13 protein-coding genes are annotated in these 11,505 nt (G+C 68.5%); all 13 read left to right on the top strand.

Annotated features, from left to right (window positions below):
• Window positions 1-31 precede the first annotated feature (31 nt).
• The 13 genes from rpsD (at window position 32) to nusB (ending at window position 11,318) form a co-directional block, all read left to right on the top strand.
• Window positions 32-688 (top strand): 30S ribosomal protein S4, encoded by a 657-nt coding sequence (gene rpsD, locus MO1_RS03780; protein ID WP_370670633.1) that lies wholly within the window; start codon window positions 32-34, stop codon window positions 686-688.
• Between the two features lie 88 nt (window positions 689-776).
• A complete protein-coding gene (locus tag MO1_RS03775) occupies window positions 777-998 on the top strand; it encodes a hypothetical protein (protein WP_036308936.1) in 222 nt (73 codons plus the stop codon).
• A gap of 67 nt (window positions 999-1,065) precedes the next feature.
• Window positions 1,066-3,732, top strand: coding sequence for an alanine--tRNA ligase (alaS, locus tag MO1_RS03770; protein ID WP_060915247.1), 2,667 nt, complete (start codon window positions 1,066-1,068; stop codon window positions 3,730-3,732).
• Window positions 3,729-4,181 (top strand): Holliday junction resolvase RuvX, encoded by a 453-nt coding sequence (gene ruvX, locus MO1_RS03765; RefSeq protein WP_036308943.1) that lies wholly within the window; start codon window positions 3,729-3,731, stop codon window positions 4,179-4,181. Before alaS ends, ruvX begins: the two co-directional genes overlap by 4 nt.
• A 19-nt stretch (window positions 4,182-4,200) precedes the next feature.
• The gene (mltG, locus tag MO1_RS03760; RefSeq protein WP_060915246.1) at window positions 4,201-5,598 is read left to right on the top strand and encodes an endolytic transglycosylase MltG; all 1,398 of its coding nucleotides are present in this window, start codon (window positions 4,201-4,203) and stop codon (window positions 5,596-5,598) included.
• Window positions 5,598-6,431 carry a shikimate dehydrogenase family protein gene (locus MO1_RS03755; RefSeq protein ID WP_036308945.1) on the top strand — a complete coding sequence of 278 codons (834 nt, stop codon included), beginning with the start codon at window positions 5,598-5,600 and terminating at the stop codon, window positions 6,429-6,431. Before mltG ends, MO1_RS03755 begins: the two co-directional genes overlap by 1 nt.
• Window positions 6,432-6,435: 4 nt before the next feature.
• Window positions 6,436-7,662 (top strand): chorismate synthase, encoded by a 1,227-nt coding sequence (gene aroC, locus MO1_RS03750; RefSeq protein WP_036308946.1) that lies wholly within the window; start codon window positions 6,436-6,438, stop codon window positions 7,660-7,662.
• Complete coding sequence (locus MO1_RS03745) at window positions 7,649-8,194, top strand: shikimate kinase (RefSeq protein ID WP_036308947.1); 546 nt, start codon at window positions 7,649-7,651, stop codon at window positions 8,192-8,194. The genes aroC and MO1_RS03745 overlap by 14 nt, the downstream gene beginning before the upstream one ends.
• On the top strand, window positions 8,191-9,270 hold the full coding sequence (aroB, locus tag MO1_RS03740; RefSeq protein WP_036308948.1) for a 3-dehydroquinate synthase: 1,080 nt from the start codon (window positions 8,191-8,193) through the stop codon (window positions 9,268-9,270). Before MO1_RS03745 ends, aroB begins: the two co-directional genes overlap by 4 nt.
• The gene (locus MO1_RS03735) at window positions 9,267-9,797 is read left to right on the top strand and encodes a GNAT family N-acetyltransferase (RefSeq protein WP_036308950.1); all 531 of its coding nucleotides are present in this window, start codon (window positions 9,267-9,269) and stop codon (window positions 9,795-9,797) included. Before aroB ends, MO1_RS03735 begins: the two co-directional genes overlap by 4 nt.
• A 9-nt stretch (window positions 9,798-9,806) precedes the next feature.
• Window positions 9,807-10,253: a type II 3-dehydroquinate dehydratase gene (aroQ, locus tag MO1_RS03730; RefSeq protein ID WP_036308951.1), complete on the top strand. Its 447-nt coding sequence runs from the start codon at window positions 9,807-9,809 to the stop codon at window positions 10,251-10,253.
• Window positions 10,254-10,342: 89 nt separating this feature from the next.
• Window positions 10,343-10,903 (top strand): elongation factor P, encoded by a 561-nt coding sequence (gene efp / locus MO1_RS03725; RefSeq protein WP_036308953.1) that lies wholly within the window; start codon window positions 10,343-10,345, stop codon window positions 10,901-10,903.
• 7 nt (window positions 10,904-10,910) lie between these two features.
• The gene (nusB, locus tag MO1_RS03720) at window positions 10,911-11,318 is read left to right on the top strand and encodes a transcription antitermination factor NusB (RefSeq protein ID WP_036308954.1); all 408 of its coding nucleotides are present in this window, start codon (window positions 10,911-10,913) and stop codon (window positions 11,316-11,318) included.
• Window positions 11,319-11,505: the final 187 nt, after the last annotated feature.

Here is an 11,505-nt window from a genome sequence, read left to right as displayed (position 1 = left end):
GAAGGCGATACGCCCGTGAGCCGTGAAAGACATGGCCACGTCATGGAAGGAAGATTTCGTGGCAACGAAGTCCCAGGACCGCCGCAAGGTGCGCCTCTCGCGCGCCCTCGGCGTCGCACTGACCCCCAAGGCCGCCCGCTACCTCGAGAAGCGTCCCTACGCTCCCGGTGAGCACGGCCGCACCAAGCGCAAGCAGGACAGCGACTACGCCGTCCGTCTTCGCGAGAAGCAGCGTCTGCGCGAGCAGTACGGCATCCGCGAGAAGCAGATGCGCAACACGTTCAACGAGGCCCGCCGCACGGAGGGGCTGACCGGTGAGAACCTCGTCGAGCTCCTCGAGATGCGTCTCGACTCGCTCGTGCTCCGTTCGGGCTTCGCCCGCACGACCGCACAGGCGCGTCAGCTCGTCGTGCACCGTCACATCCTCGTCGACGGCCAGCTCGTCGACCGCCCGTCCTTCCGCGTGAAGCCGGGTCAGACGATCCACGTCAAGGCCAAGAGCGAGGCTCTCGAGCCGTTCCAGGTCGCAGCCGCCGGCGGTCACGCCGAGGTCCTGCCGCCGGTTCCCAGCTACCTGTCGGTCGAGCTCGACAAGCTCCAGGCCCGTCTCGAGCGTCGCCCCAAGCGCGCCGAGGTTCCGGTGACCTGTGAAGTCCAGCTCGTCGTCGAGTACTACGCCGCGCGCTAAGCGCAGCATGCGCCGCTCGGATCGAGCGGTTCGAAGGGGCGTCGGGTTCACCCGGCGCCCCTTCTGCTTTGCACCTAACATGGACCCCATGAAGAAAGTCCTCTGGTTCCTGATGGGCATCGCCGGCGGTTTCATCGCCGCTCACCTGATCAACAAGGACCCTCGAGGCCAGGAAGTCCTCGCCGAGGTCGATCTCCGCATCTCCGAGTTCACGGACCGGATGGCCGACGCGTACCGGACCCAGGAGGCCAAGATCGAGGGCCTCGTGGCGGACGCCCAGGATGCCGCGGCCGCGCAGCTCGACGACTGACCCACCCCCATCTCCCGGCCGAGGCCCACAGGGCGCGGCTGATCACGCATGCAGTTGAGGACACACGATGAAGACCGCTGAGATCGCCCGGCGTTACCTGGACTACTTCGAGAAGAAGGGGCACACGATCGTGCCCTCGGCATCCCTCGTCAGCGATGATCCGGCTCTCCTGTTCACGGTCGCCGGCATGGTCCCTTTCATCCCGTATCTCTCGGGCGATGTGCCCGCCCCCTACAAGCGCGCGGCGGACAACCAGAAGTGCATCCGCACCAACGACATCGAAGAGGTCGGCAAGACCCCGCGTCACGGCACGTTCTTCCAGATGCTCGGCAATTGGTCGTTCGGCGACTACTTCAAGAAGGACGCGATCCGTTACGCGTGGGAGTTGCTCACGACTCCCGACGAGGACGGCGGCCTCGGGTTCGACCCGAAGGACCTCTGGGTCACGGTCTACGAAGAGGATGACGAGGCGATCCAGCTCTGGCTCGAGCACTCGACCCTCCCCGAGGAGCGCATCCAGCGCCTGGGCAAGGACACGAACTACTGGACCACGGGCCTTCCAGGCCCGGCGGGCCCCTGCTCGGAGATCTTCTTCGACCGCGGCCCCGCCTACGGGATCGACGGCGGTCCGGCGACGGACGACGATCGGTACGTCGAGATCTGGAACCTCGTGTTCATGCAGTACGAGATCACCAACGTGCGCTCGAAGTACGAGTTCGACATCATCGGTGACCTGCCGGCTCAGAACATCGACACCGGTATGGGCCTCGAGCGTGTCGCGTTCATCAAGCAGGGCGTCGACAACATGTACGAGACCGACCAGGTCCGTCCCGTGCTCGACAAGGCGGTCGAACTCTCCGGCAAGCGTTACGGCGAGAACCACGAGGACGACGTCCGCTTCCGCGTGGTGGCCGACCACATCCGGTCATCGCTCATGCTGCTTTCCGATGGTGTGACGCCGGCGAACGACGGCCGCGGGTACATCCTCCGTCGGCTCATGCGCCGCGCCATCCGTTCGATGCGGCTGCTCGGCGTCGACGGGCCCACGTTCGCCGAGCTGTTCGCCGTCTCTCGCGACGCGATGAAGGAGTCGTACCCCGTCGTCGAGACCGACTACGGGCGTCTCGCGCAGTACGCACTGGCCGAAGAGGCGACTTTCCTCCGTACCCTCGCGAGCGGCTCAGAGATCCTCGACACGTCCATCGAGTCCGCCAAGTCGACGCAGTCGACCGCGCTGAGCGGGTCGCAGGCATTCCTCCTCCACGACACCTACGGTTTCCCGATCGACCTGACGCTCGAGATCGCCGAAGAGGCGGGTCTCACCGTTGATCGTGCCGGCTTCGACACCCTCATGAAGGAGCAGCGCGACCGCGCTAAGGCCGATGCCCGCTCTCGGAAGGGCCAGCTGGCCGACACGAGCATCTACCGCGATTTCCGTGCGCTCGGAGAGACGGTCTTCACCGGGTACACCGACCTCGAGACGGAGTCGCGGATCCTCGGCATCCTGGTTGACGGTGCACCCGCCGACCGCGCGTCGCAGGGGCAGATCGCGGAAGTGATCGTCGCCGAGACCGCCCTCTACGCGGAGTCGGGCGGTCAGGTCGCCGACAAGGGCGTCATCGTCGGCCCGGGGTACGAGCTCGAAGTCCTCGACGTGCAGAAGCCCGTTCCGGGCCTCATCAGCCACACCGTCGAGGTGACGACGGGTGAGGTCGCCGTGGGACATGTCGCGACGACCGTGGTGGATGCCGCCAACCGCCGCGCGGCCGCGCAGGCGCACTCCGCGACCCACCTCGTTCACGCCGCACTCCGCGACACGCTCGGCAAGAGCGCGACGCAGGCGGGCTCACTGAACCGTGCCGGGTATCTCCGGTTCGACTTCTCATGGGGACAGGCGCTGTCGCCCGAGACGCGCAGTGAGATCGAAGAGATCGCCAACAACGCCGTCCGTGACGACCTCGAGGTCACCACCCGTGTCATGTCGCTCGACGAGGCGAAGGCCGCCGGTGCGATGGCACTCTTCGGCGAGAAGTATGGCGACACCGTCCGCATGGTCGACATCGGCGGCCCGTGGTCGCGCGAACTCTGCGCCGGGACGCACGTCTCATCGAGTGCGCAGGTCGGGCTCATCAACCTGGTCGGGGAATCGTCGGTCGGCGCCTCCAATCGCCGCGTCGAGGCTCTCGTCGGCCAAGACGCGTTCCGCGAGCTGGCAGCGGAGCGAGCGATCGTGTCGCAGCTCACCTCGGGCCTCAAGATCCCTCGTGATCAGCTTCCGGCTCGCATCGCGGAGTTGCAGGCGAACCTGAAGGCCGCGGAGAAGAAGATCGCGCAGTTCGAGGCGAAGGCGCTCGGTGAGCGCGTTCCGGCGCTCGCGGCTGCGGCTGTGTCCGCTGGCGCGTACCGCGTCGTCGCCCAGTCCGTGGGCACCGTGGGTTCCGCCGATGATCTCCGCTCGCTGGCTCTTCAGATCCGCGAACGTCTCGGTTCCGACGCGGGTGTCGTCGCCCTCGGCGGAGAGGCGGGCGGTCGTCCGGTCGTCATCGTCGCCACGAACGACGCTGCCCGTGCTGCCGGAGCGAAGGCCGGTCTGCTGGCGAAGACCGCCGCAGGTGTCCTCGGCGGTGGCGGCGGCGGTCGCGATGACGTCGCACAGGGCGGCGGGACGGATGCCTCGGCTCTGCCGACGGCGCTGACGAGTATCGTCTCGGCGCTGGAGGGTGCGACCGCGTGACGGGCTTCCGCCGCGGGGTGCGCCTCGGCATCGACGTCGGGCGTGCGCGAGTGGGTGTTGCGCGGTGCGATCCGGACGGGATGCTGGCGGTGCCGGTCGAGACCGTTCCCCGCGCCGAGACCTCGGTCGCGCGAATCGTCGAGATCGCTCGTGAGTACGACGCGATCGAGGTACTCGTCGGGTTGCCGATCAGTCTCGGCGGCTCCGAGACGGCCTCCACTGCGGACGCCCGGGAGTTCGCGGTGGAGCTCGATGCGGCCCTCGAGGTGCCTGTCCGCCTGGTCGACGAGCGGCTGAGTACGGTGTCGGCGAACGCCGTGCTCCGTCAGAACGGGCGTTCGCAGAAGTCATCTCGTAGGATTGTCGACCAGATCGCCGCGGTCGTTCTCCTCCAGCAGGCGATCGATGTCGAGAAGAGCACCGGCAACCCGTCCGGTGTGGCGCTGTAGGAGACGCAGGAGTCCACCGATGTCCGAGACCCCGTCGCGCGACGACCGCCCCGGCGCCTCTTCTGGTGAGCCGTCCGCTCCCGTCGAGAACGACGCACCCTCGTCCCGTCGTGCGGCGCGCGAGGCGCAGCGTCAGAGCCCCGCGAGCCCCGCAGGCGACACCGAGTCGGCGGGGACCTCGCCGCCGAAGATGGACGCCGCGTCCGTCCCGCCGGAGCCGCCTCGGATTCCCGAGCGCACCGTCGCCTCGACGACCGCGCCCATCGATGCACTCTTCGAGGAGAAGGGACTCAAGGCGCCGTCGACGGCGAGTCGGCACGATCGCGACCGCCGCAAGAGCCGAGTCGCCGCCTGGGGTGTCTTCGTCATCATCATCGCGATCATCGGTGGCCTCGTCGGCGGAGGCTTCGTCGTCTTCCACACGTACGAGGACCAGATCCGGAAGGTCCTCGGGTGGGAGGAACCCAAGGATTACGAGGCGGGGCTCGCGGAGGGCGAGACGAGCGTCACAGTCCTGTCCGGGCAGACCGGCGCGGACATCTCCCGTGTGCTGTTCGACGCCGGCGTCACGAAGACCAGCGACGCGTTCTACTCGTATCTCGTGGAGAGCGGTGAAGACCCCAATGCCCTCAAGCCCGGCGTCTATTCGCTCCAGAAGAAGATGACTTCCGAGGCGGCGCTTTCGGCGCTCCTCGACCCTGCGAACCGGCAGGAGTTCACCGCTCAGCTGCGCGAGGGGCTGACGGTCGCACAGTCGGTGCCGCGGATCGCCGAGGGAATCGGGCTGCCGCTGAAGGACGTCGAGGCGGCGGTCGAGGACCCCAGCGTCTACGGCGTGAAGGCGCAGAGCCTCGAGGGCTGGCTGTTCCCGGCGACGTACACCTTCGACCCTGACGTGACGGCGAAGCAGGTCATCCAGACCATGGTCGACCGGACCGTGAAGGCGCTCAACGAGGCCGAGGTTCCCGTCGATCAGCGCGAGAAGATCCTGACGATCGCGTCGATCATCGAGAAGGAAGCCCGGAGCGAGGACGACTTCTACAAGGTGTCTCGCGTCATCCAGAACCGCCTGGACCCGAAGATCAGCGACACCAACGGGCTGCTGCAGATGGACTCGACGGCTCAGTACCCCTTCGCCGACCGTGAGGGCGGTACCAGCTCGCGCGCCGAGGAGCTCGCCGACGAGAACGGCTGGAACACGTACAAGAAGACGGGATTGCCGATCACCCCGATCGCCAACCCCGGCGAGCTTGCCATGAAGGCAGCCCTCAATCCCGCGGAGGGACCGTGGCAGTACTTCGTCACGGTCAACCTCGACACCGGCGAGACCGTCTTTTCGGCCACGTTGGCCGAGCACGAGAAGGCTGTCTCGCAGTATCAGAAGTGGTGCCGAGACAATCCTGACGGCGGCTGCTGATGGCGTCGGCCGCCCTGGAGGTCTGGGGCGACCCGATCGCACACAGCCTGTCGCCCGCCATGCACTCGGCGGCCTATGCGTTTCTGGGCTGGGATTGGACGTACGGTCGACGCCGGGTCGATGAGAGCACCTTCGCCACGGAGTTGGCGTCGCTGGACCCGCGTCACCGCGGCCTCTCCCTGACCATGCCCCTGAAGCACGCGGCGTTCGACGTCGCCTCCGAGCGAGACGCTCGCGCGACGGTGACGGGAGCGGCGAACACTCTCATCCGATCGGGGTCGGGTTGGCGGGCCTTCCACACGGATGCCGGGGGCATCGTCGCCGCGCTCCGCGAGCAGGGCGTCGCGGACGCGGGACGCGCGCGCATCGTCGGCGCGGGGGCGACGGCATCCGCTGCCCTCGTGGCACTGTCGGAGCTCGGCGTCCGCGAGGTGGAGGTGGCTGCTCGGCGACCGGATGCTGCCGCAGGTCTCGTCCTGCTGGGCGAGCGCATCGGCGTTCGGGTCGCCGCGGTGCCGCTGAGCGGTGATCGTCCACGAACGGTGGATGTCACGATCGCCACGCTTCCCGGCGGCGTCTCGGTCGATCCCCGGACCGCCGATGCACTCGCGGAAACCGGCGGTGTCCTCATGGACGTCGTCTACGGCCATTGGCCGACCGACCTCGCGCGTGCCTGGGAGCGGGTGGGTCAGTCGGCGCGCGGAGGCGAGGGCATGCTCTTGCATCAGGCTGTCCTGCAGATCCGGGCGTTCGCGACAGGCGACGTCGAGGACCCGCTTCCACGGGAGGACGAGGTCGTGGCGGTCATGCGCCGTGCGCTCGTGGGAGACTAGACCAATGCTCCGCGTGCTGACCGCCGGCGAATCCCACGGCCCCGAACTCGTCGCCATCATGGAGGGCCTGCCCTCCGGCGTCCCCGTCTCGCTCGACGCGATCCGCGCCGACCTGGCCCGCCGCAAGCTCGGCTACGGCCGCGGCTCGCGGATGAAGTTCGAGGAGGACGAGCTGAACCTCTCGGGCGGTGTCCGCCACGGCCTCTCGCTCGGCAGCCCGATCGCCCTGCGGATCGGCAACACCGAGTGGCCGAAGTGGATCGAGGTCATGAACCCCGAGCCGACCGAGCTGAGCGAGCGCTCCCGCGGTCGAGGCGCCGCCCTCACGCGTCCGCGGCCGGGCCACGCCGATCTCGTCGGCATGCAGAAGTACGACTTCGACGAGGCCCGTCCGATCCTCGAGCGCGCGAGCGCCCGCGAAACGGCAGCACGCGTCGCCCTGGGGGCCATTGCGCGGGGCTTCCTCTCCGAGCTCGGCATCCGCCTCGTGAGCCACACGCTCTCCATCGGACCTGTCCAGGTGCCGGAGGGTTCCGAGCTTCCCGGCCCCGACGACGTCGACGCGCTCGACGCCGACCCGCTCCGGTGCTTCGACGCGGCGACGTCCGAGCGGATGGTCGCCGAGGTCGACGCGGCGAAGAAGGACGGTGACACGCTCGGTGGCATCGTCGAGGTCCTCGCCTACGGCTTGCCTCCGGGGCTCGGCTCGCACGTCCACTGGGATCGCCGCCTCGACGGCAAGCTCGCGCAGGCGCTCATGAGCATCCAGGCGATCAAGGGTGTCGAGGTCGGCGACGGGTTCGAGACGACGCGCCGGCGCGGGTCCGCCGCCCATGACGAGCTCTTCGTGACGACGGACGGCATCACCCGCGCCTCCGACCGCGCGGGTGGCACCGAAGGGGGGATGTCCACCGGAACGGTCCTCCGGGTCCGTGCCGGCATGAAACCGATCGCCACGATCCCGCACGCGTTGCGCACCGTCGACGTCGCGACCGGTGAGACCGCGGCAGCGCATCATCAGCGCTCCGACGTCTGCGCCGTTCCCGCTGCGGGTGTCGTCGCAGAGGCGATGGTCGCGATCGTGCTGGCCGACGCCGTGCTGGAGAAGTTCGGCGGCGACAGCATCCGCGAGACCCGTCGCAACGTCGAGACTTTCCTCGCGGCGATCCCCGAGACGCTGAAGACGACTCCTGCGTCGGAGGCGGCCCTCCTGGCGCATGACCTCGCCTGAGCCGCGGGCGATCGTGCTCATCGGCCCCATGGGGGCCGGGAAGACGAGCGTCGGCAAGCGCGTCGCGAAGCGGATCGGACGCCCCTTTCGCGACACCGACGCCATGATCGTGCGCGAGCACGGACCCATCGCCGACCTCTTCGCTCTGCACGGCGAGGCTCACTTTCGATCCCTCGAGCGGGATGCGGTCGCCGAGGCTCTCCGCAGCGGCGGCGTCGTCTCACTCGGCGGCGGCGCCGTCCTCGACGAGACGACGCAGCGGCGTCTCCGCAACCACCAGGTTGCGCTCCTCACCGTTGCACCGCGGGTCGTCGCACGTCGACTCGGCGAAGCGGCATCCCGCCCGCTCCTCGCGGGGGACGACGAGACGCCGATCCAGCGCTGGGAACGCATCTACGCCGAACGGCGCCCCGTCTACGAGTCCGTCGCCGATGCGACCTTCGACACGTCGTCGGGCCCGCTCGAGAACATCGTGACCGCCATCGCGGACTGGGCCGAGCCCGCCGCCGACCCCTCGGGAGTCACCTCATGACCCGCACCACCATCAACGTCACCGGCGCCACCCCCTACGACATCCACGTGGGCAGAGGCGTGTTGGCGGGCGTCCGCGACCACCTCGCGCCCACCGTCAAGAAGGTGCTCATCGTGCACACGCCGCGCCTCGGCGCGAAGGCCTCCGACCTCCGGGACCTGCTCGTCGCGGACGGTTCGCTCGAGGTGCTCATCGCCGAGGTGCCGGATGCCGAGGACGCCAAGCGCATCGAGGTCGCGGCCTTCTGCTGGCAGGTCATGGGACAGGCCGACTTCACCCGCACCGACGCCGTCATCGGTTTCGGCGGGGGAGCGGTGACGGATCTCGCCGGATTCGTCGCAGCATCCTGGCTCCGTGGCGTGCAGATCGTGCAGATTCCGACGACCGTCCTGGGGATGGTGGATGCCGCTGTCGGCGGCAAGACCGGGCTCAACACCGCCGAGGGCAAGAACCTCGTGGGTGCCTTTTGGGCACCCAGGTCGGTGATCTGCGACCTGGATGTGCTCGACACGCTCCCGCGCAACGAGATCGTGGCCGGTTTCGCCGAGGTCGTGAAGGCCGGATTCATCTGGTTCCCCGAGATCCTCGACATCGTCGAGCGCGACCCCGAGGCGGCGACAGATCCGACCAGTGACGAGTTCCGCCGCTGCATCGAGCTCGCCATCGAGATGAAGGCGCGCGTCGTGAGCGAGGACTTCCGCGAGGCGGGCGTCCGCGAATACCTGAACTACGGACACACCCTCGGCCACGCGATCGAGCATGCGGAGCGGTACCGCTGGCGTCACGGCGCCGCGATCTCGATCGGCATGATGTACGTCGCGGAACTCTCGCGCCTCGCGGGCCGGCTCTCCGATGAGGATGTCGCCCGCCACCGCCGCATCCTGGACCTCCTGGGCCTTCCGACGACGTACCGGATGGACGGGTGGCAGCACCTGCTCGGTGTCATGCAGCGTGACAAGAAGTCCCGCGCCGGGATGCTCCGCTTCATCGTCCTCGACGCGATCGGCAAGCCCACTGTCATGCAGGCGCCCGACGAGTCGCTGATGTTCGCCGCGTACCAGGAGATCGCCGGGTGACGGGTGCCGCGGTCCGCCGCGTACGCCTGCACGAGTGGCGCGAGGTCCGGGACCTCCGCATCCGTGCGGTCGGCGATCCCGCGGCCGCGATCGCGTTCTTGACCACCCGGGAGCAGGAGCTCGCCCGAGACGACGCGCACTGGCAGTCCCGCACGGCGGATTCCGCCCTGGGGCTGAACGCGGCGCAGTTCGTCGCGATCGCGGGGGAGCAGTGGGTCGGTTCCGCGACGGTACTCGTCCGCGAGCCCGGGACGACCGACGTCTTCGGCCGCGAGGTCCCGGCACCGCGGGCGGAGCTCGTGGGCGTGTTCGTCGACGCCGACCACCGCGGGCAGGGCGTCCTCGATGCGCTCGTGGCCGAGGCATCCGCGTGGGCCGAAGCGGTGGGTGCGAACGGGCTCACCCTCGACGTTCACATCGACAACGCCCGTGCCCAGGCGGCGTACCGTCGGCTCGGATTCTCGGCCACCGGGCTCGCGCTCGACACCGAGGTGGGCCGCGAGATCCAGATGCACCGCCCGGGATAGGGTGCTCTCGTGTCGACACCCCGCCGCCTGCTGCTCGTCAACGGGCCGAACCTGAACCTTCTCGGCATCCGCGAACCCGACGTTTACGGGCGAGAGACGCTCGGCGATGTCGAGGAACTCGTCTCACGGACCGCCGCCGCCGCCGGCTACGAGGTGCGTCCCGTGCAAAGCAACCACGAAGGCGTCCTCATCGACGCCATCCACGCGGCCCGCACGGACTGCGCCGGAATCGTCATCAATCCCGGCGGCCTGACACACACGTCGGTCGCCCTGCGTGACGCGCTGTCGGGAGTCGCCCTCCCGGTCGCCGAGGTCCACATCTCGGATGTGATGGCTCGCGAGCCCTTCCGCCACCACTCCTACGTCGCCGATGTCGCCGTCGTCCACGTCGTCGGTCGCGGCGTCGCCGGCTACGCGGAGGCGACCCGCGAGCTCATCGCGACGCTCACGGGCTGACCGTTTCCGGGGCGGATGCCGCGGCATCCCGTAGAATCGATCGTCGGCCGCTCTGGCCACGCCTCCACCGAACGGAAAACCGCACTCTCATGGCATCCACTGCAGACATCAAGAACGGCGTCGTCCTGTCGATCGACGGACAGCTCTGGAACGTCATCGAGTTCCAGCACGTGAAGCCCGGCAAGGGTGGCGCCTTCGTCCGCACGAAGCTGAAGAACGTCGTCTCCGGCAAGACCGTCGACCGTACGTACAACGCAGGCGCGAAGATCGAGATCGAGAACGTCGACCGCCGCGACTTCACCTACCTCTACAACGACGGCGAGAACTTCGTCTTCATGGACATCGCGGACTACGACCAGCTGAACGTCTCCGCCACCGTCGTCGGCGATGCCGCGCACTACCTGCTCGAAAACCAGCAGGTCCAGATCGCGCTGAACAACGGCAACCCCCTCTACATCGATCTGCCTGCCTCCGTCGTCCTCGAGATCACGTACACCGAGCCGGGCCTGCAGGGCGATCGCTCGTCGGCCGGCACCAAGCCCGCGACTCTCGAGACCGGACACGAGATCCAGGTCCCGCTGTTCGTCGAGCAGGGCACAAAGGTCAAGGTCGACACGCGCACCGGGGACTACCTCGGCCGCGTGAGCTGACTCGTCGATGAGCGCACGGAGCAAGGCGCGCAAGCGCGCCCTCGACATCCTGTACCAGTCCGACATCCGCGGCGATGACCTCGCCGTGACGCTCGCCGCCGAGGCGAAGCGGGCGGCGAGCGAACCGGCCCGCGAGGCGTCGTGGTTGTACGCTCGCGAGATCGTGGACGGCGTCATCGACGCGCAGAGCGAGATCGACGAGCAGATCGTCACGCATGCCCGCGATTGGAAGCTCGAGCGGATGCCGGCCCTCGACCGGGCGATCCTCCGTATCGGCGTCTGGGAGATCCTGCATAACGATCAGGTGCCCACCGCGGTCGCGATCGACGAGGCCGTAGAACTCGCCAAGGAGTTCTCGACGGACGACTCCGGCTCGTTCGTCCACGGCGTGCTCGGCCGCATCGCGCGCTCCTGACCCGAGGGGCGGCGACCCCGGCACCCGCACCGACAAACGGCATCCCGACCGTGACACGCGGCTTCGCGTCGATTCTCGACCGGGATGCCGTTTCTCGTCGGAACGGACAGGTCGGGCGCGGGGGCGAGCGCGGACGGATGCCGCAGCCGACAGCCTCGCCCCGCTAGACTGGGCGGACACAAGCAAC

This window comes from Microbacterium oleivorans NBRC 103075 (assembly GCF_001552475.1).
Taxonomy (GTDB): Bacteria; Actinomycetota; Actinomycetes; order Actinomycetales; family Microbacteriaceae; genus Microbacterium; species Microbacterium oleivorans.
Note: the sequence above shows the minus strand (reverse complement) of the source record. Positions and strands in the feature narration are given on the sequence as shown.